The organism is Planococcus sp. TJ-301 (assembly GCF_058268475.1).
In genome coordinates, this window is sequence record NZ_JBZDOH010000002.1 from 80,312 (window position 1) to 106,657 (window position 26,346).

Genomic DNA, 26,346 nt, shown 5'->3' on the forward strand with positions numbered 1-26,346 from the left:
AAAAAAGGAGTGTGTGCAAATGGCTTTTGATTATGACCTCGATTACAAGAACTTGGATTTGCGGAAACATCCGGAACTGTATCGGGTGGGCAAAGGGGAGCAGGGAGTCTTGCTTGTGGAGCCTTATAAAGGCGAAATTTTACCGCATTGGCGCTTCAAAACGCCGGAAATTGCGCAGGAATCCTGTGATAAAATTTACGAGATGTTCGAAGAATACCGCAAACAAGATGATTTTGTCGGCATGGACATGGCGCGCAAGTTTATCCAGATGGGCTATACCCGGGCTCGGCGTTACACGAATTACAAAGGCGGAAGAAAATACAACGAAGACAGAACCATCAAAGAACGGCAGATTGATCCGGAAAAAGCAAAGTCAGCTGCCATTTTCAAAAAGAAATGGGATGAGCTCCGTGAAGACGAAGACTATCTCAGACGCAAGAAAGAACATCAGAAAAAATACGGCTAAAGGCGGCACCGCTGCCTTTAGCCGTATTGCTGCCTGCTTATCCAACAAAAGGAGACCGTAATATTAAAATTTTCCAGCGATTTCGGCAAAGCAACATGTTCTGTTATAATAAAAACGGAATTCATTAGGAGAGAGCCTTAGGGAAATTACATACATAAGAGTTCAGAGGCATCTGCCAGTAAAAGGCTGTTTTTGGCGAAACGGAATTCTCAAGCCGTGCTCTCTTTGCAGAAAGTAGGATGAAATAATGGAATGGATGGATTTATTGAAAGCCTTAATACTGGGCTTTGTGGAAGGGATGACCGAGTTTGCGCCTGTGTCATCAACCGGGCACTTGATCATCGTGGATGATATGTGGCTGAAATCGCAGGAGTTTCTTGGGAAATATCCGGCAAATACGTTTAAGATTGTCATCCAGCTTGGCTCGATTCTTGCGGTCGTTGTCGTGTTCTGGAAACGTTTGTTCAGCCTGGTCGGTTTATACAAAATTGAAGGCCAAGAAACGAACAAGAATTTCAACTTGCTTCACGTCATTGTCGGCATGCTGCCAGCTGTCGTATTGGGCTTTGCATTCAAGGATTTAATCGATGACCATTTGTTCGGAGTAGAAACAGTCATCTATGCATTGGTTGCAGGGGCAATCCTGATGATTGCCGCTGATAAATTCGGGCCGCGCGTGCCGAAAGTCAACTCGCTCGATGAAATTACATACAAGCAAGCCTTTAAAGTCGGGCTTGTGCAATGTTTGTCGCTATGGCCGGGATTCTCGCGTTCAGGCGCGACGATTTCAGGCGGCGTGCTGTTCGGCATGAGCCACCGCACCGCGGCAGATTTCACGTTCATCATGGCCGTACCGATTATGATCGGTGCAAGTCTTGTATCGGTACTGAAAAACCTGGATACACTGTCGATGGATTATCTATCGTTTTATGCAGTCGGTTTTATCAGTGCTTTCATCTTCGCTTTGATCTCAATTCGCTTTTTCCTGAAGCTGATTGCGAAAGTGAAACTGACACCTTTCGCTATTTATCGTCTGATTTTAGCGGCGATTTTATCGGTTATTGTCTTCCTATAAAAAAGGGCATCCAGAAATTTCCTGGATGCCTATTTTTTATGAATCTTTTGGAGTGCTTGAAACGTTAGTATACTAACTGACAATAGAAACGGGGAGAGCAGATGAAGCGGAAAGTAGTTATCGCAGGCGGAACCGGATTTATCGGGCAATATTTTGGGGCGCAGCTAACGGAAGCCGGCTATGAAGTGCACATCATTTCAAGGCTCAACAACCACGTCATGTGGAAAGACCATCACGGCATCGTCGCTGCGCTGGAAGGCGCAGATATGCTTATCAATTTGGCGGGGAAATCGGTCGATTGCCGATACACCGATAAGAATAAAGATGAAATCCTGAAATCGCGCACGGAAACGACGAAAATTCTGAGCACAGCGATGCTGGCCTGTGAAAATCCACCGCCGCTGTGGATCAACGCCAGTACAGCGACCATTTACCGCCACGCCGAAGACCGGCCGATGGCGGAAGCGGACGGCGAACTGGGAGAAGGATTCTCGGTGGACGTCGGCAAGGCATGGGAACAGGTTTTTTTCAATTTTAAATTAGAGGGCACGCGCCGTGTTGCGCTGCGCATGGCAATCGTCCTTGGCAGCGGAGGCGGTGCCATGGAGCCGTATCAAAACATGGTGCGCTTCGGGCTCGGCGGCAAGCAGGGCTCTGGCAAACAGATGTTCAGCTGGATCCACATCGAAGACCTGTACCGTATTGTGCTGTTCATGCGCGACCATGAAAAATTGAGCGGTATTTTCAACGCTTCCGCGCCGGTCCCAGTGTCTAATAGCGATATGATGGCATCAATGCGCCGAGCGATGAACCGTAAAGTCGGGCTGCCGGCAGCAAAATGGATGCTTGGACTGGGGGCCGTGGCACTGGGAACAGAACCGGAATTGATCCTCAAGAGCCGATGGGTCGTCCCGGAGCGGCTGGAGCAGGCGAGCTTTAAATTCCAGTATGAAACACTCGATAAAGCGTTGGCAGAGATTGTAAAGAAGTAGAACAACCTGACAGTTTTCTATAAATAAGCATTAAAAAAGGAGACCGCTTTGGGTTTCCTTTTTCATTGGAGTGAGAATTTTAAAGCTTCAGCAACCCATCCTGAAAATTCATTGTTCACTTCCGCGGCGTCGGCAAGGATAATGTGGTTCGCCCATCGTCCAGGATCAATGGGTGAAGCCTCCGCTATTCTGGGGCTCTGAATCGGATGGCCGAGCCACAGCGTCACAATAAGATAGTGGTCTGGACGCCCTTTGATTTTTCGGGGTGGCAGCCAGACAGCGGCAAATACCCGCTTATCGATAAAAGAAATTTGGCTTTTCCGGACTTCTACACGTGTTTGTGGAACAACGGCTGATATACTGTCTTTTAACCGTTCGTAAATCGGAAGAACAGCTGGCATGGCCGCAAAGAAATCGCACCCCTCCTTGTCCATACGTTCCCTCCTTCTTAATAGGGGGGTCTGCAGCTTTCGTTTCCACAACCCCTTGAACCCATATTTCGGTTCTCTCACTTTATTGCCCTTCTGTTTCCAATTTCATCTTCATTCCTTCATGGCTAGCGGTAAAACCAAGCCCTTCATAAAACCGCAGCGCGTCCGGCCGCTGTTTGTCTGTTGTCAGCTGGACGAGAAGGCAGCCGCGCTCTTTGGCGCGCTCGATGGCGTGGCGGATCAGCTGTCCGCCGATGCCTTGTCCGCGCACCGTTGAATCCGTCCGCACGCCTTCGATCGTTGCGCGCCAAGAGCCTTGATGCGTCAAATAAGGCGTGAACGTTACTTGCTGAACGCCTATAATGCGGCCAGTTCCGTCGACAGCCACGATCAATTCATTGTTCGAGTCTGCATCGATTGCCTGGAACGCCTCTAAATAACTTGCCGGAAGCGGCTGCGCGTAACGTTCACGCTCCTTCCCCAATACGTCATCCGCGAGCATCTCCACGATCCGCCCGACGTCCTGTTTCACTGCCTGCCTGAAAGTTAAAGGCATGTCCTCACCTCCGATTTCTTTCCATCTTACCTGACTCTGACGCATAAGTTAATTCGAAATAAAAGATCGGTTTCTATAAGTTTTCCTTATGAAGCGGAACAAGCGCGCGTCTGGGCTGCTGTACCGAACTTTTCACGCGTTTTAGCTGCGCCACGATGATGATGGAAATGATGACGAGCAGGAACCAAGAACTAATCTTGCCGATATGGACAAGCGACCAAGCGGCTTGCTGGTCCGGGTATTGCCAGGCACCGAGAAACGTCGTGATGTTCTCAGCGATCCAGATGAAAAAACCGATAAGCAAAAAGGACAGGATCAGCGGCATTTTATAGGTTTTGTCATGGAGTCTGAACGACACGACTGTGCGGAAGAAGACGAGAAACAGCAACACTTTCAAGCCCCAGCGGATGTCATACAAAAAATGATGCGTAAAAAAGTTCGCGTAAATCAAGAAACTGATTGCGATTGAGTAAAACGGCTTTGGCCAACCAAAAATCTGCAGGTCGAGACGCCGCCACGATTGGCAGATATAACTCGCGACACTCGCATACATAAAGCCGCTATAAAGCGGCACGCTGAAAAATTTGCTATAAGCTTCTTCGGGGTACGCCCACGAGCCCATATGCACTTTATACAATTCGAGCGCCAATCCGATGACATGGAATACACAGATGATTTTGAACTCATCCCATGTCTCGAGTTTCGATGCCAGCATGAACACCTGTGCCAAGATGCAGATGAGCAAAATGAAATCATAGCGCGGCAAAAAGGGGATTTCAACGAATTTTGAAACTGCCAATGCAGCAAAGATGATAACAGGGAAGATACAGGATACCGCCTGCAAATATCCGAATCGCAAAAAGTTCAACATGGTGGTCCACCTCCGCTTTCCAGTTTTAGCCTTTGCAATAAGAACGCCGAATTGGAAGGCAAGGTTTCTGGAAAGGGAGGAATTAGATTCATGAAAAAGGGAAATGCAAGCCCACATATGAAACAAAATATGACCTTTATCCTATTAAATTGACTATACTTTAGTCGCATAGTTTGATAGTATTTACCAAAAGCTTCAATTATTATTAATGTTAACTAATATTTATACACAATATAAAAATTGGAGGAAATCAGATGAAAAGAACAGTAAGCGGTTTATTAGCAATGAGTATGCTCGCCACAGCACCTTGGTCTTCGGTTCTCGCAGAATCTCCGAAAACTACATACGTCAACGCTTTAGAGGAGCAGGACGGCAGCAAATTCAACGCAGAGAATTACGATTTTACGAAATTCTCAAAGATCGGTGCAGAGTTAGAGCGCATCAACAAAGCATCCAACCGCATCAAAGTGGAAGTGCAAGGCGAGTCGGCTGACGGCAACCCGTTGTATGTCGTGACCATTGCTGATCCGAAATCAGGCGGCAAATTCGGCCAAAATCAGGCGTTGCGCAAACAGATGTTCAAAAATCCAGGTAAAGCACAAGACTGGATCGCCAATAATCCAGATTTCAAAGTGCCGATCATGATCAACGGTTCGATCCATGGCACCGAGTTTGTCGGCAGCGATGCGGTGCTTCAATTGATCGAACGCTTTGCTACGCAAAACGATGTGCAGACACAAGAAATCCTGGCTAGCAATATCCTCGTCTTCAACGTCGTCGCCAATCCGGACGGACGTATTGACGCTACGCGCTTTAACGGCGAAGGCATTGATTTGAACCGTGATTTTGTGACGCAGTCACAGCCGGAAACGCAGCACACCGTTGACTTGATTACCGAATGGAACCCGATGGTTTTCCTCGATACGCATGGCTACGTGAAAAATTACGCACCGAACAAACAAGGCTTGATCGAACCTTGCACGCCGCCGCATAACCCGAACTATGAGTACGATTTGTACAATAAATGGGCGTATGGCCAAGCAGAAGCGATGGAAGCCGAGATTATGAGCAATAAAAGCGAATACGAAGGCACGATTTATCAGAACATGACGGGTACGTATGTACCGCAGCGCGACGACGCGGCTGGCTGGGACGATTACCCGCCGATTTTCACACCGATGTACGCCATGTACCACGGTGCATACGGCCACACATTAGAAGCGCCGACAAACGATGAAGACGGCGTGAAGTGGATGTACGATGCCGTCATGGGCGCGCTGCAATATGCAACGGACAATAAAGACGAAATGATCACGGACCAGATTGAAATCTTCAAACGCGGCATCGACTTTGACCATCCGTTACATGCAGACGGCTTTTTCCCGGAAGCATATGTGCTGCCAGTGGATGAAAAAGATTCGACGGTAACGGAAAAAGCGGTCAACCATTTGATTACGAACGATATTGAAGTGATCAAAGCGACGAAAGATTTCACTGTCGAAGGCAAGACGTATAAAAAAGGTTCATATGTCGTGAAGCTGGACCAAGCGAAAGCGGGCCTTGCGAACACGTTCCTGTGGGACGGCGAGGACATCACCGATGACACGCCGGCAATGTACGACATTTCTGCCTGGAGCCTACCTGAACTTTGGGGCTTTGACGCATTCGCCGTCAACACGGAGTTCAACGTAGCAGCAACGAAAGTCAATGAAGTAAAAGGACAAGGTTCGGTAACCGGAAAAGGGCCGTTCACTATTCCGAATTCATCCGTCAAAGCGGTTGAATTGGTCAACAGCCTTCTTGCCGAAGGCGTTGCAGTGAAACGCAGCGAAACAACAGGAGATTTCTTTGTGGAAGCGCCAGCCAACACAATCGCAGCAGCGGTGAAAGCATCCGGCCTGCAAGTGAAGAGCGGTTCTGTACCGGCTGATGCCGAAGCGGTTTCTTCTGTGAAAGTCGCCATCCTTGAAGACGGCGGCATGGGCAAAGTGCAGTCGCATGCAGGCATGAATTTGGCGCTTGAACGCCTTGGTTTTGATGTCACGGAACTGTCACCGGTAGAAGTGGCGGAAGCTGGCCTTGCAGGCTTTGACGCGTTCGTCTACAATGGCACGGAAAGCTTGATTTCCACAAACTTAAGCGCGGCAAACAAAGAATTCGGCTTCCAGAATGCTGCTCAATTGGATCAATTCAAAGCGAACATCAACGCGTTCATCGCTGACGGCGGCAAATACATCGCAGCCGGAGCTGGCGCATCGCGCGCAACCAAAACGCTCGGCTTAACGCAAGTGAGCGTCAATAGCGGCGGCAGCAACAGCAACGGCATCGTTTCTGTTGACTACGACGGCACCGGCATTACAGCGGGCTACAGCCAGGACGACATCGGTTTCGTTTATCGACCGGCTTGGTACACAGGAGCTGAAGCAGGAGAAGTCCAAGCGTCCTTCGATGACAGCGACTTCTTCATGGCAGGCCATTGGAAAGGGAACCAGGCAGCTTCCGGCCAGCCGGTCATTATCCGCGAAAGCGATAAAGACGTCACGCTGATCGGACTCGAGCCAGCATTCCGCGACCACACAGATTATTTGTTCCGCCTCGTATCAAACGCACTTTACACGAAATAAACGATCAATAGAGAGCAGCCGATTTTCATCAGCTGCTCTTTTTCCATTGCAAAGTCGAATGTTGAAAATCCAGCCATAAAGGAGAGGACAGCATGACAGATGTAAGAATGGAGAATATTGAACAAGAAGCACTGGCTCGCTACCAGAAACTCCAACAGGAAAGAGCGATGGAAGCAACAGTGGCAGCAGGACCTGAAGCGATGGAAGTGCGCCGGAGCGTCATCAACCCGCATGATAGTCTCGCAACAGAACGAATCATCCACAACAGCGATTTGTTTCCAATCGCTTATCTTGAAGCCGGATTAAATGCTGGAAAATCGGTGTGCCGCATTTCGCTGCGCAACCACCAGGGGCAGATCAAAGGCTACGGCACCGGTTTTTTGATTTCACCGTCGCTGATCCTAACCAATAATCATGTGGTTGATACGTATGACACCGCATTGAATGCCGTTGCGGAGTTCAATTACGAAGACGATGTGAATTTCATGCCGCGTACCATTGTCTCATTTCGGCTGGAGCCGGAGAGGCTGTTCATCACTGATGAAGCGCTGGATTTTTCGATCATTGCCGTACAGGAAAAGGCGCTGAGCGGAGCGTTGGTTTCGGATTTTGGCCATTTGCCGCTGCTGCCGATGCCCGGAAAGATTTTGGAAGGTGAATACGTCTCCATCATCCAGCATCCGCAAGGGGGACCGAAAGCGGTGACGGTCCGGGAAAACGAAGTGAAGTTCCTGTCGGACCATTTTGTCCATTATGTAAGCGATACCGAGCCGGGTTCATCAGGCTCACCGGTTTTCAATGACCAGTGGATCGTCGCCGCGCTGCATCATGCTGGCGTGCCGGATCCGAATGATTCCAGTAGATGGATTGCCAATGAAGGCATCCGGATCAGTTCGATTCTCCGCCATCTGGACGGCGAGCGCGGGAACCTGGACGCAGCGGAATCCCGTCTGCTGGATGCCATATTGCCCCAAGCGCCGCTTCGGGACGCCGTTCCCCAGCCGATGGAAGTCGGCGAACTCGATGCCGATTGGTACAGCGGCGCAAACGGATACGACGCGGCGTTTCTGGGGCTTGGGATGGACGTGCCGCTTCCGCCAGTAAGAAATAGAGCGGATGTTGCGGAAACATTGGACGGCGAGACAAAGCTCGACTATACGCATTTTTCCATTGTCATGAGCAGGTCGCGGCGGCTTGCCTATTATTCGGCAGTGAACATCGACGGCAGCCAATTGGTCAGCGTCCAGCGCTCGAATGACAAATGGTATTTCGATCCTCGGCTGGCTAGGGAATTCCAGAGCGGGCCGGAGTTGTATGACCGGAATGACCTGGACCGCGGACATTTAACAAGAAGGCAGGACCCGAACTGGGGAAGGGATGCTATTGAGGCGAATGCCCATACGTTCCATTTCACCAATAGCGTGCCGCAGCACAAAGCACTTAATCAGAAGACCTGGCTTAGCCTGGAAGATTACATCCTGGAAAACGCAGGGGCCAATGGTTTTAAAGTGAACGTCTTCACCGGACCGGTTTTCCGGGAAGACGATGTTTTGTACCGGGGTGAATTCCGAATTCCGGCCGAATTCTGGAAAGTAGCGGTTATGGCCAAAGAAGACGGTACGCTGTCAGCAACAGCTTACTTGCTGACTCAGCGAGACTTGATCGAGGATTTGGAATTCGTCTATGGGCCGTTCCAGACTTTCCAGGTGCCGGTGGCGCTCCTCGATAAATTGGCTGGCATCGATTTCAGCGGTCTGCAGCCACACGATCCATTGGCTAATTTGGAGATGGTTGGGGGCAGAACGATTGCAAGCAAAAGGGATATTTTGTTTTAAGTGCTTAGCTAAATGCAAAAAGGCAGCCAATTTTTCGGCTGTCATTTTTTATGGTTTTTGGCCGGAATTCGCCTTTTTTTCTTTAATAAAGGCAAGTAGAAGTATCATTAAAATTTCAAGAAAAAATTATTACAAAATAGGTTTATGTATAGAAAAATGGGTATATATATTCTGTAAGGTTGAATGTTAATTAAAATTATGAAAGGAGGAAAAAATATGAATCACATAAAAGCATTAGCTATCAAATTTGTTATGATTGCAGTTGTCCTTTTAATTATTTTAACCGGCATCTATGATGTGGAATTCGAGAAAACGCTATTGATCAGCTTGGTGCTGACATTGCTTGCTTACGCATTGGGGGATCTGATGATTTTCCGCAAAGCCGGCAAACAGGCACAGCATAATGGTGCAAACCACAATAACTCTACTCATAACAATGACCGCGAAGACCACAACAAACGCAATCTGATGGCGACAATCGCCGACATCGTCCTAGCATTCTTGGTGATTTGGTTGATGGGAGATGCATTGATCGAAAACGCTGAAGACATCGTGCAGGCGGCATTGATTTCTGCCCTTGTTATTGGTGCAGGCGAATGGTTCTTCCATAAATACCTGGACCGCAACGTCTTCCCTGAAAAGAACGGACGTGCAGCAACAGGCAATTCAGATCGTTAATAGTTGAAAGCTCATAACTGAGCGGTGAAATAGAAGGAGTATTGGGATGAATCCAATACTCCTTTTGTTATGATCATTTTTCCGTTTGCTTTTTCGCTGAGCGCAAAAAAACGCAAGTAAAAAGTTATATTCATATTAATCTATGAATAACAAATAACAGCGCAATGCAACAAAGAAGAGCGGCGGGATTTCCAGCCGCTCCTACAAATTTTGTACTAGCATGTGGATTGCTGAGAGATGTTTTTTTGCTAGTGATGGATAAAATCGAATTAGTGTATGCTAGCGCTGGTTAATCTTCCTGCTCTATAAGTTAGTCGGGCTATATGATTGCATTTCGCCGAGGCGGAATGCGCCCTTCAATAAAAGGAGCCGTTCGCCAAAGCGAATGGCTTTTCCAATTCTGCCCTTGAACTTGCATCGTGGAGAGAGGGTTTCTGTTAATGCGGGTTGAAGTCAAAACAGTTCATGTTAATTGCCGGCTAGATCGGGTTAACTCACCGATAAGTCATGTTAACGCTGGAATAATGCCGGTTAACGGGTGAACTAGCCGCATCGGCCCTGTTTGAAAAAAGCAAAAGAAAAAGCTGCCGGGAAACGACCGGCAGCTTGGAACAGTCTTCGCAGAAGCGAAGGGATTTTCAGTTTTCAGCACCCGTTTTGCGGAATACAGCCTTTTTTATCGAATGCGCAATTCAGATTCGCTGTCGAAGAAATGGGCTTTGTTCATATCGAATGCCATGTCAATCGTAGTGTCAGCTTCGACATTGAAGCGCGCATCGACGCGCGCTACGAAATCCTGGTCGTTCACTTTGGAGTAGAGGATGATTTCCGAGCCCATCAATTCCGCAACGTCAATGTACGCTTTAAGTTTGGTATGCGGTGAATGATCAAGGAAAATTGGCTCATCATGGATGTCTTCAGGGCGGATGCCGAGAACGAGTTCTTTGCCGTCATAGCCTTGGTCATGAAGCATTTTCAATTTGCTTTCAGGGACAAGAATCTGGATGTCGTTCATCATAAACTGGCTGCCGACTAATTTGCCGCGCAGGAAGTTCATCGAAGGCGAACCGATAAAGCCGCCAACGAACATGTTTTCAGGCAAGTCGTAAACTTCTTTCGGCGTACCGACTTGGTGGATAAATCCGTCTTTCATAACAACCAAGCGCGTCGCCATTGTCATTGCTTCTGTCTGGTCATGGGTAACGTAGACAGTCGTCGTCTGTAAGCGGCGGTGCAACTTCTGGATTTCTGCACGCATCTGTACGCGCAACTTCGCATCCAAGTTCGACAAAGGCTCATCCATCAAGAAGACTTTCGCATCGCGGACGATTGCGCGGCCCAATGCGACACGCTGGCGCTGACCGCCTGATAGAGCTTTCGGTTTGCGGTTCAAATAATCTTCAAGGCCAAGGATTTTTGCGGCATTGGCAACGCGCGCTTTGATGTCTTCTTTTTTCATTTTACGCAGTTTCAAGCTGAACGCCATGTTTTCATAAACAGTCATATGCGGGTACAACGCATAGTTCTGGAATACCATTGCGATGTCGCGGTCTTTTGGCGAAACGTCGTTGACTCTTCTGTCGCCGATGAACAAATCGCCTTCCGTGATGTCTTCGAGTCCAGCGATCATGCGCAGTGTCGTTGATTTCCCGCAACCTGATGGCCCCACGAGTACCAAAAACTCTTTATCGCGAATTTCTAAGTTGAAGTCTTGTACGGAAACTACACCTTTTTCGTATTCTTTTCTGATATTCACTAATGATAAGCCAGTCATTTGTTTTCCCCCAATAATAGTTTCGTCATTGGTACAGCATAACCGAACGATGGCTTTATGAGAATGTTAAACGTGCCTAAAAATGAAAGCGCTTTTTTGTGCACTTTTACTTTTGGATTAAAATCGCCAGATAAACAGCCATGGCTTGGTGGAACTTGCGGACGTCGATGCCGGTGTTGTCGTGGAAGCGATCAAGCCGGTATTGCAGGCTATTGCGGTGCATGTGCAGTGCTTTAGATGTCTCCGAGATATTTAAATTATTGCGGACAAAGGTTTCGATCATTTTTAAGGTTTCTTCATCGTCCTGGTATGCCTGCAAAACGCTCCTTTTGATGTCGCTTAGCAGCGGTTCCTGTGCCTGATTGATCAATAAATACGGTACTGCGTCTGCATAGCTGATGACCGCTTTATTGGAATAAAGAACGGCTGTCTTCGCTGCATCCGTCACTGCCCGGTAATGGTCAGCGGCCTCATCTAGACTGTCATGGAAAGGGCCAACGAAAAACTGGATCTTGATGTACAAATCGCTCATCAAGGGATCGATAATTTCTTCATAGGAAATGGCGCCATCTTCTGCGGCCAAATATTCAACCAGTATGCCCTGATGGTCATTTTCCCACAAAATCGGCACTTGTTGGGCGAAAAAATCATGGATTGCGTGTTTGAAGGAGGTCGGGCTAATTTGCTTTTCCTTAATCGAGAAATGGACGAAACGGTAAGGTGAATTCAAAGCGAATCCATTTGCATCGCCTTGCGCGGAAGGTTTCACCAGAGCAAGCCATCTTGATTCTTCGTCCGTTTGGACCGGAAACTTCGGATTGTAAGGAGTCAGGAATGCCGCGAGCAGCGATAAATCTTTTGGGGCAAGTTCCGTTTCATGGATGCCAACAATGAGGCCGTCTTCTGCGGAAAACCATTTATAAGCTGGATCGGCAGCTGGAGCGCCTTGCCGGTGGACTTGGAGCGAAGGGTAGATTTTACTCAATTGGCTGATCATCGAATACCTCATTTCATACAATTTATAAGAACGGGAAACTGCCATGGCGGCCCTTAATTCATTTATTATACCGCAAAAATCACAGCGGGATGGAAGAGGCACTACAAGCTGAAGCAGCTGAAAAAGGACATGTGTTTCCTTTTTATGTATAATCATTCTATGAAAATTTTTATGGAACATTATTAAACTGTTATAGGGGTGATAATATGAACAATAACATGCTCAAGTTGTTTGACGAAAGGCGAGATGTCCATGTGCTGTATTCGTATGAAGGAACTCAAAAGTACATCGATCAAGTCGTAGCTTATGCTAAGCATGGCGTTGAAGCAGGGGATTACGTCATCCTGATTGAAAATCCCCGCTTGTCTCCAAAGATCCAAGCTGAATTAAAGACCCAGCTTACAAAAGCACAAATGGATTTTATCTATTTTGTAAAAAGCTACGATTTTTACTACTCAAGCGGCAGCTATCATCCGCCTGCAATTCAGGCGTATTTTGAAAAAACGGTCGAACCTTATTTAGAAAAAGAGGCAACTTTCCGCTCTTGGGCGCATGTGGAGTGGGAGACAATGGAAGATCCTATACACCTGATAAAGGATTTTGAAAAAATCATCGATGTCGCGGCGAAGGAATTGCAGTTCCCATTGATATACGCTTACGCAAGCAAATCGATGCCTGAAAACATCCAAACGATGCTGCTGGAAAGACATCCGTATGTCCTGGTCGAAGAGGACATAACTGTCTAGGAGCTGTATGTATCAACAAAAGCTTGAAATCAATAGCCACGCACGCTCCGAGGAATCGGAACGTTTTCAACGCTGCCGAGAAACCTCGGCGGTTTTTTTATTCCCTGGAATGCCTTCAGGCAGTAGGATTTTTCGGACCTCCAGACGAGCGATCGGCAGGCGGAAAAGGTATAGTAGAAGGAACAAATGAACTATAAAGGAAGGAAGATTTTATGGCTGACAACAAGCAAATAACCGGTTTTGGATGGAAGTTGGAAAACAGTTATGCCCAGCTTCCGAACATGTTCTATACCCAGTTGAAACCATGGCCCGTGCGTTCGCCAGAGCTGGCAGCCTTTAATGACACGCTGGCAGCGGAGCTCGGTTTAAATAGCGAGGCGCTTAAGACGGAAGAAGGGATAGCGATGCTCGCCGGCAACCAAATTCCAGAAGGCGCGGCGCCTCTTGCGCAAGCCTATGCCGGACATCAATTCGGCAACTTCAATATCCTCGGCGACGGGCGCGCAGTCCTGCTCGGCGAACAGTTGACACCGCAAGGCGCGCGTTTTGACATCCAGCTGAAAGGCTCAGGGCGGACGCCATATTCCCGCGGCGGCGACGGCCGTGCTGCGCTCGGGCCGATGCTACGCGAATTCATCATCAGTGAAGCGATGTACGCGCTCGGCATCCCGACCTCACGCAGTCTCGCTGTTGTTTCCACCGGTGAAGAAATTACACGCGAAACCTATCTGCCAGGCGCAGTTCTGACACGTGTGGCGGCAAGCCACCTGCGCTTCGGCACATTCCAGTTCGCGGCTTATAAAGGCGAAATCGAAGACCGCAAAGCGCTCGCCGATTACGCCATCGGCCGCCATTATCCAGAACTCAAATACGCAGACAATAAATACTTGGCGTTCTTGCAGGAAGTGGCGAAGCGCCAAGCGGCACTCGTTGCGAAATGGATGGCGGTTGGCTTTATCCATGGCGTCATGAATACCGATAATATGACGATTAGCGGCGAAAGCATCGACTACGGTCCGTGCGCTTTCATGGACCGCTACGACCCGGCAACCGTCTTCAGCTCAATCGACGAAGGCGGGCGCTACGCATATGGAAACCAGCCGCAGATTACCGGCTGGAACCTCGCGCGTTTCGCTGAAACCCTGCTGCCGCTGATCAGCAGCAATCAAGAAGAAGCAATCGAAATTGCCCAGCAGGCGCTCGAAGGCTTTATCGAAGCCTACCAGGCAAATTGGCTGGACGAGATGCGCCGGAAAATCGGGCTCTTCACAGAAGAGCCCGAAGACGGACAGCTCATCCGTCAATGGCTTGAGGTCATGAAAGAAGCGAGTGCTGACTATACCAATACGTTCCGCGCGCTGACGTTCGGGACCATTGCCGAAACCGTTTTGGCCGGCACACGCCCATTCAATGAGTGGAACAAAGCATGGCAAGAGCGGTTGAGCCGTCAACCGCAATCGGTCGAAGAGGTACATGAGCTCATGAAAAACAGCAACCCAGCCGTCATTCCGCGCAACCACCGCGTCGAAGAAGCACTCGATGCGGCGGTCCAAAAGGGCGATTACAGCGTCATGGAGCGGCTGCTCGAAGCGTTGGCAGAGCCTTACGCCCACAAGCGTGAGCACCAGCCATACACCGAACCTCCGGCAGACCCGGACAACCCTTACAAAACTTTTTGCGGTACATGACACAATTTTAAAAAACGGCCGGCCCCATTTTTAAGGGCCGGCCGTTTTCGTGTTTTATTTGAAGCGTTGGATAATCGGTTTTAGGCGGTAGCCGAAAAATCCTGCGAGCACGGAAAGAATAATATCTTTTGGCAGCGGCACCATCATCCAAGCCCACGCCATCTTGTACGTAAAGCCTTCTGGTGCAGCGAACCATAGCTTATAAGCCGCGTACATCCAGTTTGTGCCGATAACGTAATTGACAACTAGCCCGACAAGCGCTGCAACTACGAAGCCTTTGCGCGACGGGAATTTCTCAGCAATCAACCCGGCTGCCAGCGCGATAAAGACGAAGGATACGATAAACCCGAAAGTTGGGCTGATCAATGTGTCCATGCCGCCTGAAAATCCTGCAAATACCGGGACGCCAGCGAGGCCGATGAAGGCATAGACGACCATTGAAATTGCGCCCATGCGGCTGCCCAGCAGGAGGCCAGCCAAAATGGCGAAGAATGTCTGCAGCGTGATCGGCACGCCGCCGATGATCAAGAAAGAAGAGATGTTTGCGCCGATTGCCATCAGCGCGGAAAACATGGCGATATGTACTAAGTTCAAAGTCTTCGAATGATTGGCCGTGCGTGTTGTTGTCGTAGTCATTAGGTCCCTCCAAAAGCTCAAGATAAACTAAGTATAAGTAAGCATATATTTTGAGTCAACCTAAATTTAATTATAGTTAACACAAATATATTTAGGTGAATTCTTTAAGTTGAAATTAGGAGCTAGCTTTTATACATCGCTCCGGTCGCTTTGGCTGTTTTGCGGAATATCGACATTTAAAATCATTTGTTCAAATAATATAGTGGGCAATTCAGCAAATTCATGTATGATGTTAGAATAATATTCACTTACTAGAAAAGAGGAAACTTTATGACAGAATGGTGGAAAAAGTCGACCGTTTACCAAATCTATCCGCGAAGCTTTATGGACTCGGATGGGGATGGAGTCGGCGATATCCGCGGCATCATCCAGAAACTAGATTACCTGCACGGACTTGGCGTAGACATTCTCTGGCTGTCGCCAATCTATGATTCGCCAAACGACGACAACGGCTACGACATCCGCGATTATTATAAAATCATGCAAGAGTTCGGCACGATGGCGGATTTCGACGAATTGCTGGCGGAAATCCATGCGCGCGGCATGAAACTGGTCATGGATCTCGTCGTCAATCACACTTCGGACGAACACGAATGGTTCAAGAATCATCCGGATTTCTACATATGGCGTGACGAGCCAACAAACTGGCGTTCATTCTTCAGCGGCTCGGTTTGGGAATACCAAAAAGAGCGAGGCCAGTATTATTTGCATTTGTTTTCGAAAAAGCAGCCGGATTTGAATTGGGACAATCCGGAATTGCGCGAGACGGTCTATGAAATGATGCGCTGGTGGCTCGACAAAGGTGTGGACGGTTTCCGCATGGACGTCATCAATATGATTTCCAAAGTGCCGGACATGCACGACGCACCGGGTGGCGATGGCAGCCATCAATTCCTGAACGGGCCGAACGTCCATACATACTTGAAAGAAATGAACAACAGAGTGCTGTCGAAATATGACATCGTCACAGTCGGCGAAACGCCGGGCACAACGCCGAAAGAAGCGCGCGATTATACCACCGCAAAAAACAGGGAATTGAATATGATTTTCACGTTCGAGCATATGGGGCTTGACCAGGCATCCGGCGAAAAATGGGATTTGAAGCCGCTGCGCTTGACCGACTTGAAAGAGAATATGGAAAAATGGCAGCACGGCTTGCACGATGAAGGCTGGAACAGTTTATACTGGAACAACCACGACCAGCCGCGCATCGTTTCGCGTTTTGGCGAAGACACGGACTGGCGTGTTGAATCGGCAAAGATGCTCGCGACTTGCCTGCATTTCATGCAAGGGACGCCTTATATCTACCAAGGCGAAGAACTCGGTATGACGAATGTGCGCTTTGAGTCGATCGATGATTATGAAGACATCGAAACCTTGAACATGTACAAAGAAAAACGCGAAGCCGGAGTTCCGCATGACGACATCCTGGTGAAAATCCATGCCAAAGGCCGTGACAACGCGCGGACGCCGATGCAATGGTCGGCTGAGCCGAACGGCGGATTTACGACTGGCACGCCGTGGCTGAAAGTCAATCCGAATTTCACAGAAATCAATGCCTTGCAGCATACCGATCCGGATTCGATTTATCAGTATTACAAAAAACTGATCGGCTTCCGCAAAGAAATGGACATCATCACTCACGGCGATTTTGAATTGCTGTACCGTGAAGACAGCGACGTATTCGCCTATACACGCAGGTGGCAGGATGAAAAGCTGACTGTCTACTGCAATTTCTCGGAAAACACGAAATCAGCTGCGCGTCCGGCAGGCGAAAGGCTGATCGGAAATTACGCGCTGCATCTTGGCGAAGGCGATGTTCTGCTCAAACCGTACGAAGCAATCGTTTATTATAAGCAATAAAAAAACAGCTTTAACAGGAGGAACTATGGAAAACGTATTAGGCATTGACATTGGCGGCACAAAAATCCGCATGGGCGTCATTGACGCCGGCGGCAAGATTTTATACGAAGAACAGATTCCTACCCGCATTCCGTTATACCCGTATCTGGAAGAGAACGTCCTGCGCGTCCTGGCTCTGCGACCGGACATCAGCGCAATTGGCGTCGGCACGCACGGCTTCGTCGATCCGAAGCAAGGGAAAGTCATCTACGCTGCAGAAACACTTCCGGGCTGGACCGGCACCCCGGTTAAGGAATGGCTCGAAGGAGCGACGGGCAAACGCGTCGAAGTAGAAAATGATGCAAACGTCGTGGCGCTCGCGGAAGCGAAGTTCGGGGCTGCGCAAGGGCTTGACCGTGTGGTCGTATTGACGCTCGGCACCGGCCTTGGCGGTGGCGTACTGTGGGACGGTAAACTACTAAGCGGCGGTCCGCATGGCGGAGCGGCTGAGCTTGGGCATATGATCCTTTATCCGAATGGCGTAAAATGCGCATGCGGCCGCTTGGGCTGCAGCGAAATGTATGTATCCGGCACAGCGCTGCGCCGCCGCATCAAAGAAGCGGGGCTAGCAATCACACCGCCGGAGCTTTTTGAAAACGCAGGGACAGATCCGGCAGCAAAGCAAGTCGTGGAAGAATTCACTTTGGACTTGGCGCTCGTCATCAGCAGCCTGCAAGCAGCATTCGACATGGAAATGGTCATCATCGGCGGCGGCGTTTCAGAAGCTGCGGACTTGTGGATGGATTCGCTCCAACAACAGCTGAAACCAGTGCTGTTGAATCCTTTGGAGATAGAAGTGGCACGATTTGAAAACGACGCCGGCATTTTAGGTGCCGCGCTGTTGGTGTTCGAGCATTAAAAGGACGACTTTAAATAAAGTGGAGGCAGGAGCGGCGAAAAGTCGATCCTGTTTTTTTTATCAAACAGTTCTAAGTGTCCTAAAAAACTTGGAATTTTTTCAAAATTACATCTTGTGCAAACGTTTTCACGGTGTTATGATTTTAATAATTAATAACTGGAAACGCTTTCTAGACCGTTTCCGCTTTTTATTTGCTACTTTGTGCAAACGATTGCACGACATTCTAAAGGGGGATTTACTGATGAAGGATTTAAAGTTCAGCAAGGGGCTTGTAGCATCATTGATGCTATCAGCAGCAGTTTTGGCAGGATGCAATAGTGGGGAAGAAAACGCTTCAGGATCTGAAGGCGGCGGAGAAGAAGAAGTGACCGTTGACATCTTCCAATTCAAAGTGGAATTCAAAGACCAGTTTGAAGACGTAGTGGCGCTTTACGAAAAAGAGAACCCGAACGTCAATATTGAAATCACGACTGTCGGCGGCGGAGAAGATTACGGCGCGGCGCTACGTTCACGCTTTGCATCAGGCAACGAACCAGCAATCTTCAACATCGGCGGACCCCAGGATGTTGCAGACTGGAAAGACAATTTGTCTGACTTGGCGGACACAGCAGCAGCAGGGGCAGCTCTTGAAGGCACGCTTGAAGGCGTAACGGTTGAGTCTGAAGTTCTTGGACTTCCTTATAACCAAGAAGGGTACGGTTTCATCTACAACACTCGCCTATTCGAAGAAGCGGGAATCGATCCTGCATCGATCACTGATTTCGCATCGCTTGAAGAAGCTGTGAAAACATTGGATTCGAAAAAAGAAGAACTTGGACTTGAATCGGTATTCGCTTTCCCAGGCAAAGAAACGTGGGTTACAGGACTTCACTTGTCAAACACATTCCTTGCTCCTGAATTCGACAACAACGTATTGACAGCATTCGACGCAAAAACAGTCGACTTCAAATACGCTGACGGTTTCAAGAAAATCGTTGATTTGCAGAACGAATACTCAAAACAGCCAACAGTAAGCCTTGACTACTCTCAACAAGTAGAAGAATTGTTCTCGCTTGAGCGCGTTGCGATCATCCAGCAAGGAAACTGGGCTTACGGCTCAATCGCTGGCATCGATCCTGAACTTGCTGACAACGGCGTCGGCCTTATGCCGATCCCTGTAGAAGGCGTTGAAAATGCTGGCTTGCCAGTTGGCGTGCCGATGTACTGGGGCGTAAACAAAAAAGCTGACGAAAATGTCGTCAAAGAATCGAAAGAATTCTTGGACTGGCTCTACACATCCGATGCAGGTAAAACAGCTGTATTGGAAGACTTCAAATTCATCCCTGCTTACGAAGGCTATGATACTTCGAAAATCTCTGATCCAATGTCAAAAGCAATCTATGACGCTTCCGAGTCAGGCAACACAATCGGATGGGTATTCATGGGCTATCCGACTGGATGGGGACAGGACGAACTTGGAGCTAATATTCAGAAATACCTAAGCGAAGAAGCTAGCTGGGAAGAAGTTATTGATTCAGCTAAAAAAGCTTGGGAAACAGACCGGGCTAAATAAGTCGGAATAGCGTCAATTTTCATAATTTGAGTGGTAAAACAAAGTAGCCTCCGTGCTACTTTGTTTTGTTACTAGGGCTTTCGCGGTATAATTTAAGGAAGGAAAGATGTCTGTATGCGTACAAAAGATTTATCCTATTGGTTGTTTCTTGCCCCGGTTTTGCTGGCGCTTACGTTAGTTGTCGTCGTTCCGATGCTTCTAGGCGTCTATTATTCATTCACCACTTGGAACGGCATCGACACGGGGGAATTCGTCGGATTCCAAAACTACATCGACTTGTTCAATGACCAGCGTTTCATGGATTCGCTTTGGTTCACAACAAAGTTCTCGATCGTATCGGTCATCTTGATCAACTTGATCGGTTTGTCGCTGGCGCTGCTCGTTACAGGACGCGTCCGCTCAAGCAAATTATTGCGCACGACGTTCTTCATGCCGAACTTGATCGGCGGATTGATCTTGGGTTTCATCTGGCAATTCATCTTCATCAAAGTATTCGCCAGTGTCGGCGAAATCATCGGAATGGAAAGTTTGCAGGGCTGGCTGTCCACGACGGACACCGGTTTCTGGGGCTTGGTCATTTTGATGAGCTGGCAGATGGCAGGTTACATAATGGTCATCTACATCGCTTATTTGGAAGGGATGCCAAAAGAGCTGTTGGAGGCTTCTGAAATAGACGGGGCATCATCGTTCCAGCGTTTCCGTTATGTCGTTTTTCCGCTCGTTGCTCCTGCGTTCACGGTCAGCATGTTCCTGACGCTGTCCAATACGTTCAAGCTGTACGACCAAAACTTGTCGCTGACAGGCGGCGGACCTTACAATTCGACTGAAATGGTCGCAATGGAAATTTTCAAGACGGCGTTCATGCAGAATGCCTTTGCCTACGCTCAGGCGAAAGCCGTCATCTTCTTTGTGATCGTTGCGATTATCGCCCTTGTGCAAGTGTATTTGAATAAACGCAAGGAGGTCGAAATGTAATGCGGAAAAAGTGGAATATCAAACTGGAAGTCCTCGGGCTGTTCCTTGCGATCTTGTGGCTGGTGCCGTTTTACCTGATGTTCGTCAACTCGTTCAAATCGAAAAAAGAAATTTTCATGGATACGATTCGCCCTCCGGAAGCATGGAGCTTTGATAATTACATCACCGCTTTCGAGGAGCTCGATTTCATGCGCACGCTGTTCAATTCATTATTAATCACCGTCGTCAGCGTGGTTTTGATCATCGTCTTCTCGGCCATGGCGGCTTATGCGTTGTCGCGCGCTAAGAGCAGGCTCAGCACCGTACTGTTTTTCACATTCGTTGCAGCGATGTTGATCCCGTTCCAATCCGTGATGATTCCGCTCGTGACAGTATTCGGCAAGTTCGAAATGCTGAACCGCGGCGGCTTGATCTTCATGTATCTCGGATTCGGCGCAAGCCTTTCCATTTTCCTGTACCACGGAGCGCTGAACAATATCCCGCGTTCACTTGATGAAGCGGCGACAATTGACGGAGCGAACCGCTGGCAAGTGTTCTGGCACATCATCTTCCCGATCCTTAAGCCGATTACGGTAACGGTGGCGATCCTTAACATCATCTGGATCTGGAACGATTATTTGCTGCCGTCGCTCGTCATCAACACACCGGGAAGCGAAACGATTCCGCTGAAGATGTTCTTCTTCTTCGGAGAATACACGAAGCAATGGCATTTGGCGCTCGCGGGATTGACGCTCGCTATCGTCCCCGTCATCATCTTCTACTTCTTCGCACAGCGCGAAATCATCAAAGGGGTATCGGATGGGGCAGTAAAATAAGGGGGACGGTAAAATGGCAGTCACGATCAAAGACGTTGCAAAACGGGCCGGAGTGTCACCGGCCACCGTGTCCCGGGTGATAGCCGATAATCCGCGGATCACTGGCAAGACGAAAGAGAAGGTGCGGGAAGTGATGGAAATTATGGGCTATTACCCGAATTTCCAGGCCCGGAACTTGGTGGCGAAAAAGAGCCAGACGCTCGGCGTCATCATGGAAAACTCGGCTACATTGGCGTTTCAAAATCCTTTCTTCCCGGAAGTGCTGCGCGGCATCTCGACACGGGCGCATGGCAGCCAGTACGGCTTGTATTTGTCGACTGGTGCCACGCAGGAAGAAATTTATCGCGAAGTCGTCGAAATGGCGCAAGGCAAACGGGTGGACGGCATCCTTCTGCTGTACTCGAAAATCGACGATCCGGTCATGGAGTATCTGCGCCAAAGCGGCATTCCGTTCGCAGTAGTCGGGCGGCCGTTCAAAGATCCATGCGCCGTTTCCTATGTTGACAACGACAACATCAATAACGCCAAAGAGGCGGTCGAATACTTGATCGGCCTCGGCCACCGGCATATCGCGTTTGTCGGCGGCGCGGATGATTTCGTTGTATCGCTCGACCGGCTGGAAGGCTATAAGCTGGCGCTCGGCGAACATGGCATCCCGTTTGATGCGGCGTATACGGTCAATCAGGAATTTATGCACGGCAACGAACGCGAATCAATCCGCCGGCTGATGGCGCTCGAAGTCCCGCCGACGGCAATTGTAACGCACGATGACATGGTGGCGTACGAAGTGATCGGCTATCTCGAGGATCTGGAAATCAGCGTACCTGAAGACGTCTCCATCATCGGTTTTAACAACCATGCCATTTCAAGGCATTTGAAGCCGCCGCTCAGCACAGTGGATATTTCGATTTACGATCTGGGGCTGCATGCAGCGGAATTGGTATTAGAGAAAATAACGGACGAAACGGTGCCTCCGAAACAAGTCGTAGTTCCTTCCCGACTGATTGAAAGGGGATCTTGCCGTCGTCTTTGAGAGGGATCGGATATGGATAAAAAATGGTGGAAAGAAGCGGTCGTCTACCAAGTCTATCCGCGCAGTTTCATGGATTCTGACGGCAATGGCCTTGGCGATATTAACGGCATCACGAGCAAATTAGATTACTTGAAAGAACTTGGCATCGATGTGATTTGGGTTTGTCCCATGTACGACTCACCGAATGACGATAACGGCTACGACATCAGCGACTACCAGTCAATTTTGGAAGAATTCGGCACGATGGAAGATTTCGAACGCCTGATGGAAGAAGTGCACGCGCGCGGCATGAAGCTGATCATCGATCTGGTGATCAACCATACGAGCGACGAGCATCCGTGGTTTTTGGAATCGCGTTCATCGCGTGACAATCCGAAGCGCGACTGGTATATTTGGCGCGACGAACCGTTGAACTGGGAAAGCATTTTCGGCGGGCCGGCTTGGGAATACGACGAAAAGACAGGGCAGTATTATTTGCACATCTTCTCGAAAAAGCAGCCTGACTTGAATTGGGAAAACCCGGAAGTCCGCAAAGAACTCTATAAAATGGTCAATTGGTGGATTGCGAGAGGAATCGATGGATTCCGCGTCGATGCCATCAGCCACATTAAAAAAGACTACACGAATGTTGAGGACGGAGAAGGCCATTTGTTTGTGCCTGCATGGGAGAAAATGATGAATGTCGACGGCATCCAGCCGCTGCTGCAGGAATTATACGACGAAACGTTCGGACAGCACGACATCATGACCGTCGGTGAAGCGAACGGCGTATCGGTGGATGAAATTCACGATTGGGTTAGTGCGGAAAATGGCAAATTCAATATGATCTTCCAATTCGAGGACATCGGTTTGTGGAACGTCGAAGTGCGCAACGGCGTCAACGTACCCGAGCTGAAGCAAGTGCTCAGCAAATGGCAGGAAAAAGTGAACGGTGTCGGCTGGAATGCATTATTCATCGAAAATCATGACAAGCCGCGCGTCGTTTCGACTTGGGGGAATGAACATTTGTTCTGGCGTGAAAGCGCGACGGCATTAGGCTGCATGTATTTCTTCATGCAAGGCACGCCGTTCATCTACCAGGGGCAGGAAATCGGCATGTCAAACGCGCCGTTTGAAGAGTTGGAGCATTTTAATGATATTCACACACATAACCTGTATTTCCACAAAAAAGAAACCGGCATGGAGCACGAGGCGATCATGACGCTGCTGCGTTCGACAAGCCGCGACCATTCACGGACGCCGATGCAATGGAACAATAGTCTTCACGCCGGCTTCTCGACGTGCAAGCCTTGGCTCGGACTTAATCCGAATTACCAATGGCTGAATGTTGAAGCGCAGGAAGACGATCCGCATTCGGTGCTGGCCTTTTATAAACAGATGATCTGGCTGCGCAAGAATATGGACGTCTTCGTCTACGGCGAGTATAAGCTGGTGGAGATGGGCCACGAAGCCGTATTTGCCTATACGCGCGAATACGGGGATGAAAAAGTGCTTATCGTGGCGAATCTTGCCCAGCACGCCTGTCTTTGCGGCGCTGCGCCTGAAGGCTCGACGCTGCTTTTGGCAAATTACCAAGACATCGACTTGGCGCAATTGCTTCCATATGAAGCGCGGGTTTACAAGATTCCTAAAGATTCATACACCGACAGATAAATAGAGTGTTGACGAATGATGGGGCCGGAGAAAAGCTTAGACTTTTCTCCGGCTTCTTAATTTGCGTTTTTGTGGAAGAACCGAAGAGCCCTCGTTTAACTTTTCTTCGGATTTATTGTAAAATAAAGGAATGGACAGGGGGCAGTTATATGAAAAAAATGATTATCGCGGCATTGGCGGCTGTGCTTTTACTCGTGCTCGCCGGCTGCAACAAGCAAGCGACGCCAGAAGACAGGCTAGCCGATTACATAAGCCATTGGAATAAAAGCGAATTCACTGAGATGTACGAAGGGTATTTGAACGAAGGCACGAAAGGCGCTTTCGAGCCGGCGCAATTTGTCGAGCGCCAGCAAAAAATCCAGGAAGATCTCGGCATCGAAAATCTGGAAGTCACGTTTACAGAGCCGCCCGAAGACACGGAATGGAATGAAGAAGAGCCGGCCGATTTTCCGGTGCAGGTGAAGATGGACACGATCGCGGGTCCCGTCGAGTTTGAACAGCAGATGACGCTGCTCTTCGAAGAGCGAGGGGAAGAGGAAGGCTGGTTCGTTGAATGGAACCCGTCGTTCATTTTCCCGCAGCTTGAAGCCGAAGACAAAATCCGCATCGACCGCATTGAAGCAGCGCGCGGCGAAATTCTAGACCGCAATAATGTGCCAGTCGCCATTAACGGAGGCGGCTTCAATATCGGCATCGTCCCGGAAAAATTCACGGATGACACGAAAAAAGAAGAACTGGCCAAACTGCTCAATACGACAGTCGAAAGGATCGACAACGAGTTGAACCAGAACTGGGTGCAGCCGGAAATGTTCGTGCCAATCGCGAAAGTGGCGCGCACGGATGACAAAGTGATTGATGCAGCGGTGAAAATCCCGGGAGTCGGCGCGCAAAAAACTTCGATGCGCGAATACCCGTACGGCGAATCGCTGTCGCATGTGACAGGTTATATCGGCGGCATCACTGCAGAACAATTGGAAGAACGCAAAGCGGACGGCTATACGGCGGGCGACATGGTCGGCCGCCAAGGGCTTGAGCAAGCGCTCGAAGACCGGCTCCGCGGCAAAGACGGATTAAAGATCTGGATCGAAAAGCCGGCTGAAGGCAGCGAGCCGATTGATGTCGCTGAACAGCCGGTAGAAGACGGCGAAACGGTGCAGCTGACGATTGACGCAGAATTGCAGAAAACGGCATATGACGCTATGAAAGGCGAGCCAGGGACAAGCGCTGCAATCGATCCGGAAACGGGAGAGACCTTGGCATTGGTTTCGTCGCCTGGCTTCGATCCGAACCGCTTTATGCTAGGCCTTAGCGGCGAGCAGTATAAAGCGCTGGAGGAAGATCCGGCCAATCCGCTGTTTAACCGTTTCAAAGCAGCGTACGCACCGGGGTCGACGTTGAAGCCGGTGACGGCAGCAATCGGCATGGAAGCAGGGACGCTTAAGCCGGAAGAAGGCATCACGATCAACGGGAAAACGTGGCAGAAAGATGCTTCATGGGGCGATTACAAAGTGTCGCGACTGCATCCGGAAGCGCCGAATCCAGTCGATTTAAATATCGCGCTCGTCTATTCGGATAATATTTATTTCGCCCAGCAGGCCTTGAACATGGGCGCGGAAACATTCATTGCGGGATTGAAAGATTATGGCTTTGGTGAAACAATCGAATTCCCGATTGGGCTTGCAGCGTCGCAGATTTCCAATGAAGGCACAATCGCTTCAGCAGGACAATTGGCGGATACGTCATTCGGCCAAGGGCAGATGCTCACGAACATTGTCCACTTGGCGTCGATGTACACGCCGTTCATTACGGACGGCGTGATGTATAAGCCGACTTTGTTATTGAACGATGAAGATGGGCAAGTCTGGAAAGAAGGCTTGATCAGCGCAGAAAACGCAGCGACGCTTCGCGAGGGCATGCGCAATGTTGTCGTTGACGGCTACGCGCAGTCAGCGAACATCGATAAAGCACCGCTTGCAGGCAAAACCGGAACCGCTGAACTGAAAGCGGCCGGTGAGGACCGCGGCAAAGAAAACGGCTTTTTCGTCACTTACGATTCCGAAAATCCGGAGTTCGTGCTGGCGATGATGATCGAAAACGTGGAAGACAACGGCGGCAGTGATTATGTTGCCGGGATGGCCGCTGAAGTTTTTAAATAAAGGAAAAAAGCACAATCGGTCTTGAGCCGATT

General features: G+C 49.2%; 22 protein-coding genes. 16 read left to right on the forward strand and 6 right to left on the reverse strand.

Annotated elements, in window-relative coordinates; translation table 11 throughout:
- Nucleotides 1-19 precede the first annotated feature (19 nt).
- From AC4EHJ_RS11320 to AC4EHJ_RS11330, 3 genes are all read left to right on the forward strand, one after another.
- Complete coding sequence (locus tag AC4EHJ_RS11320) at nucleotides 20-466, forward strand: DUF4385 domain-containing protein (RefSeq protein ID WP_490975728.1); 447 nt, start codon at nucleotides 20-22, stop codon at nucleotides 464-466.
- A 247-nt stretch (nucleotides 467-713) separates the two neighbouring features.
- A complete protein-coding gene (locus AC4EHJ_RS11325) occupies nucleotides 714-1,541 on the forward strand; it encodes an undecaprenyl-diphosphate phosphatase (protein ID WP_490975729.1) in 828 nt (275 codons plus the stop codon).
- 101 nt (nucleotides 1,542-1,642) lie between these two features.
- Complete coding sequence (locus AC4EHJ_RS11330) at nucleotides 1,643-2,533, forward strand: TIGR01777 family oxidoreductase (protein WP_490975730.1); 891 nt, start codon at nucleotides 1,643-1,645, stop codon at nucleotides 2,531-2,533.
- 62 nt (nucleotides 2,534-2,595) lie between these two features.
- On the opposite strand, the gene AC4EHJ_RS11335 is transcribed toward AC4EHJ_RS11330, so the two are convergent.
- The 3 genes from AC4EHJ_RS11335 to AC4EHJ_RS11345 form a co-directional block, all read right to left on the reverse strand.
- A complete protein-coding gene (locus AC4EHJ_RS11335) occupies nucleotides 2,596-2,967 on the reverse strand; it encodes a DUF5655 domain-containing protein (RefSeq protein WP_490975731.1) in 372 nt (123 codons plus the stop codon).
- Nucleotides 2,968-3,046: 79 nt separating this feature from the next.
- A complete protein-coding gene (locus AC4EHJ_RS11340; protein WP_490975732.1) occupies nucleotides 3,047-3,520 on the reverse strand; it encodes a GNAT family N-acetyltransferase in 474 nt (157 codons plus the stop codon).
- A gap of 73 nt (nucleotides 3,521-3,593) precedes the next feature.
- Nucleotides 3,594-4,391, reverse strand: a complete 798-nt coding sequence (locus AC4EHJ_RS11345; RefSeq protein WP_490975733.1) for a DUF817 domain-containing protein — start codon at nucleotides 4,389-4,391, stop codon at nucleotides 3,594-3,596.
- Nucleotides 4,392-4,645: 254 nt separating this feature from the next.
- On the opposite strand from AC4EHJ_RS11345, the gene AC4EHJ_RS11350 reads away from it, so the two are divergent.
- The 3 genes from AC4EHJ_RS11350 to AC4EHJ_RS11360 all read left to right on the forward strand — a co-directional run bounded on the left by AC4EHJ_RS11350 (nucleotide 4,646) and on the right by AC4EHJ_RS11360 (nucleotide 9,528).
- A complete protein-coding gene (locus AC4EHJ_RS11350; RefSeq protein WP_490975734.1) occupies nucleotides 4,646-7,015 on the forward strand; it encodes a M14 family zinc carboxypeptidase in 2,370 nt (789 codons plus the stop codon).
- 92 nt (nucleotides 7,016-7,107) lie between these two features.
- The gene (locus tag AC4EHJ_RS11355) at nucleotides 7,108-8,850 is read left to right on the forward strand and encodes a DNA/RNA non-specific endonuclease (protein WP_490975735.1); all 1,743 of its coding nucleotides are present in this window, start codon (nucleotides 7,108-7,110) and stop codon (nucleotides 8,848-8,850) included.
- 216 nt (nucleotides 8,851-9,066) lie between these two features.
- Nucleotides 9,067-9,528 carry a DUF2512 family protein gene (locus tag AC4EHJ_RS11360; protein WP_490975736.1) on the forward strand — a complete coding sequence of 154 codons (462 nt, stop codon included), beginning with the start codon at nucleotides 9,067-9,069 and terminating at the stop codon, nucleotides 9,526-9,528.
- A 676-nt stretch (nucleotides 9,529-10,204) separates the two neighbouring features.
- Here AC4EHJ_RS11360 and AC4EHJ_RS11365 read toward each other — a convergent pair.
- Both AC4EHJ_RS11365 and AC4EHJ_RS11370 read right to left on the reverse strand, forming a co-directional pair.
- The gene (locus AC4EHJ_RS11365; RefSeq protein ID WP_490975737.1) at nucleotides 10,205-11,302 is read right to left on the reverse strand and encodes an ABC transporter ATP-binding protein; all 1,098 of its coding nucleotides are present in this window, start codon (nucleotides 11,300-11,302) and stop codon (nucleotides 10,205-10,207) included.
- 106 nt (nucleotides 11,303-11,408) lie between these two features.
- Nucleotides 11,409-12,299, reverse strand: coding sequence for a PucR family transcriptional regulator (locus tag AC4EHJ_RS11370; RefSeq protein ID WP_490975738.1), 891 nt, complete (start codon nucleotides 12,297-12,299; stop codon nucleotides 11,409-11,411).
- A 206-nt stretch (nucleotides 12,300-12,505) separates the two neighbouring features.
- Between AC4EHJ_RS11370 and AC4EHJ_RS11375 the strand changes: the two genes are divergently transcribed.
- A complete protein-coding gene (locus tag AC4EHJ_RS11375; protein ID WP_490975739.1) occupies nucleotides 12,506-13,045 on the forward strand; it encodes an MEDS domain-containing protein in 540 nt (179 codons plus the stop codon).
- Between the two features lie 212 nt (nucleotides 13,046-13,257).
- Nucleotides 13,258-14,733 (forward strand): protein adenylyltransferase SelO, encoded by a 1,476-nt coding sequence (locus AC4EHJ_RS11380; protein ID WP_490975740.1) that lies wholly within the window; start codon nucleotides 13,258-13,260, stop codon nucleotides 14,731-14,733.
- Nucleotides 14,734-14,787: 54 nt separating this feature from the next.
- Here AC4EHJ_RS11380 and AC4EHJ_RS11385 read toward each other — a convergent pair whose 3' ends face one another.
- Nucleotides 14,788-15,369, reverse strand: coding sequence for a biotin transporter BioY (locus AC4EHJ_RS11385; RefSeq protein ID WP_490975741.1), 582 nt, complete (start codon nucleotides 15,367-15,369; stop codon nucleotides 14,788-14,790).
- Between the two features lie 270 nt (nucleotides 15,370-15,639).
- Here AC4EHJ_RS11385 and AC4EHJ_RS11390 point away from each other — a divergent pair, with 270 nt between their 5' ends.
- The 8 genes from AC4EHJ_RS11390 to AC4EHJ_RS11425 all read left to right on the forward strand — a co-directional run bounded on the left by AC4EHJ_RS11390 (nucleotide 15,640) and on the right by AC4EHJ_RS11425 (nucleotide 26,314).
- Entirely contained in the window at nucleotides 15,640-17,232 is a 1,593-nt protein-coding gene (locus AC4EHJ_RS11390) for a glycoside hydrolase family 13 protein (RefSeq protein WP_490975742.1), read from the forward strand.
- Between the two features lie 25 nt (nucleotides 17,233-17,257).
- A complete protein-coding gene (locus tag AC4EHJ_RS11395) occupies nucleotides 17,258-18,130 on the forward strand; it encodes an ROK family protein (RefSeq protein WP_490975743.1) in 873 nt (290 codons plus the stop codon).
- Nucleotides 18,131-18,371: 241 nt separating this feature from the next.
- Complete coding sequence (locus AC4EHJ_RS11400; RefSeq protein ID WP_490975744.1) at nucleotides 18,372-19,682, forward strand: ABC transporter substrate-binding protein; 1,311 nt, start codon at nucleotides 18,372-18,374, stop codon at nucleotides 19,680-19,682.
- A 114-nt stretch (nucleotides 19,683-19,796) separates the two neighbouring features.
- Nucleotides 19,797-20,657, forward strand: a complete 861-nt coding sequence (locus AC4EHJ_RS11405; RefSeq protein WP_490975745.1) for a carbohydrate ABC transporter permease — start codon at nucleotides 19,797-19,799, stop codon at nucleotides 20,655-20,657.
- On the forward strand, nucleotides 20,657-21,472 hold the full coding sequence (locus tag AC4EHJ_RS11410; protein ID WP_490975746.1) for a carbohydrate ABC transporter permease: 816 nt from the start codon (nucleotides 20,657-20,659) through the stop codon (nucleotides 21,470-21,472). Before AC4EHJ_RS11405 ends, AC4EHJ_RS11410 begins: the two co-directional genes overlap by 1 nt.
- A 13-nt stretch (nucleotides 21,473-21,485) precedes the next feature.
- Nucleotides 21,486-22,505: a LacI family DNA-binding transcriptional regulator gene (locus AC4EHJ_RS11415; RefSeq protein ID WP_490975747.1), complete on the forward strand. Its 1,020-nt coding sequence runs from the start codon at nucleotides 21,486-21,488 to the stop codon at nucleotides 22,503-22,505.
- Nucleotides 22,506-22,517: 12 nt separating this feature from the next.
- Nucleotides 22,518-24,158, forward strand: a complete 1,641-nt coding sequence (locus AC4EHJ_RS11420; RefSeq protein WP_490975748.1) for a glycoside hydrolase family 13 protein — start codon at nucleotides 22,518-22,520, stop codon at nucleotides 24,156-24,158.
- Between the two features lie 149 nt (nucleotides 24,159-24,307).
- The gene (locus tag AC4EHJ_RS11425) at nucleotides 24,308-26,314 is read left to right on the forward strand and encodes a penicillin-binding transpeptidase domain-containing protein (protein ID WP_490975749.1); all 2,007 of its coding nucleotides are present in this window, start codon (nucleotides 24,308-24,310) and stop codon (nucleotides 26,312-26,314) included.
- The last annotated feature ends 32 nt before the right edge of the window (nucleotides 26,315-26,346 follow it).

What these genes read in the sequence shown, in the direction of transcription:
- AC4EHJ_RS11320 (WP_490975728.1), top strand. Translation starts at nt 20, where the DNA reads ATGGCTTTTGATTATGACCTCGATTACAAGAACTTGGATTTGCGGAAA.
- AC4EHJ_RS11325 (WP_490975729.1), top strand. Translation starts at nt 714, where the DNA reads ATGGAATGGATGGATTTATTGAAAGCCTTAATACTGGGCTTTGTGGAA.
- AC4EHJ_RS11330 (WP_490975730.1), top strand. Translation starts at nt 1,643, where the DNA reads ATGAAGCGGAAAGTAGTTATCGCAGGCGGAACCGGATTTATCGGGCAA.
- AC4EHJ_RS11335 (WP_490975731.1), bottom strand. Translation starts at nt 2,967, where the DNA reads ATGGACAAGGAGGGGTGCGATTTCTTTGCGGCCATGCCAGCTGTTCTT.
- AC4EHJ_RS11340 (WP_490975732.1), bottom strand. Translation starts at nt 3,520, where the DNA reads ATGCCTTTAACTTTCAGGCAGGCAGTGAAACAGGACGTCGGGCGGATC.
- AC4EHJ_RS11345 (WP_490975733.1), bottom strand. Translation starts at nt 4,391, where the DNA reads ATGTTGAACTTTTTGCGATTCGGATATTTGCAGGCGGTATCCTGTATC.
- AC4EHJ_RS11350 (WP_490975734.1), top strand. Translation starts at nt 4,646, where the DNA reads ATGAAAAGAACAGTAAGCGGTTTATTAGCAATGAGTATGCTCGCCACA.
- AC4EHJ_RS11355 (WP_490975735.1), top strand. Translation starts at nt 7,108, where the DNA reads ATGACAGATGTAAGAATGGAGAATATTGAACAAGAAGCACTGGCTCGC.
- AC4EHJ_RS11360 (WP_490975736.1), top strand. Translation starts at nt 9,067, where the DNA reads ATGAATCACATAAAAGCATTAGCTATCAAATTTGTTATGATTGCAGTT.
- AC4EHJ_RS11365 (WP_490975737.1), bottom strand. Translation starts at nt 11,302, where the DNA reads ATGACTGGCTTATCATTAGTGAATATCAGAAAAGAATACGAAAAAGGT.
- AC4EHJ_RS11370 (WP_490975738.1), bottom strand. Translation starts at nt 12,299, where the DNA reads ATGATCAGCCAATTGAGTAAAATCTACCCTTCGCTCCAAGTCCACCGG.
- AC4EHJ_RS11375 (WP_490975739.1), top strand. Translation starts at nt 12,506, where the DNA reads ATGAACAATAACATGCTCAAGTTGTTTGACGAAAGGCGAGATGTCCAT.
- AC4EHJ_RS11380 (WP_490975740.1), top strand. Translation starts at nt 13,258, where the DNA reads ATGGCTGACAACAAGCAAATAACCGGTTTTGGATGGAAGTTGGAAAAC.
- AC4EHJ_RS11385 (WP_490975741.1), bottom strand. Translation starts at nt 15,369, where the DNA reads ATGACTACGACAACAACACGCACGGCCAATCATTCGAAGACTTTGAAC.
- AC4EHJ_RS11390 (WP_490975742.1), top strand. Translation starts at nt 15,640, where the DNA reads ATGACAGAATGGTGGAAAAAGTCGACCGTTTACCAAATCTATCCGCGA.
- AC4EHJ_RS11395 (WP_490975743.1), top strand. Translation starts at nt 17,258, where the DNA reads ATGGAAAACGTATTAGGCATTGACATTGGCGGCACAAAAATCCGCATG.
- AC4EHJ_RS11400 (WP_490975744.1), top strand. Translation starts at nt 18,372, where the DNA reads ATGAAGGATTTAAAGTTCAGCAAGGGGCTTGTAGCATCATTGATGCTA.
- AC4EHJ_RS11405 (WP_490975745.1), top strand. Translation starts at nt 19,797, where the DNA reads ATGCGTACAAAAGATTTATCCTATTGGTTGTTTCTTGCCCCGGTTTTG.
- AC4EHJ_RS11410 (WP_490975746.1), top strand. Translation starts at nt 20,657, where the DNA reads ATGCGGAAAAAGTGGAATATCAAACTGGAAGTCCTCGGGCTGTTCCTT.
- AC4EHJ_RS11415 (WP_490975747.1), top strand. Translation starts at nt 21,486, where the DNA reads ATGGCAGTCACGATCAAAGACGTTGCAAAACGGGCCGGAGTGTCACCG.
- AC4EHJ_RS11420 (WP_490975748.1), top strand. Translation starts at nt 22,518, where the DNA reads ATGGATAAAAAATGGTGGAAAGAAGCGGTCGTCTACCAAGTCTATCCG.
- AC4EHJ_RS11425 (WP_490975749.1), top strand. Translation starts at nt 24,308, where the DNA reads ATGAAAAAAATGATTATCGCGGCATTGGCGGCTGTGCTTTTACTCGTG.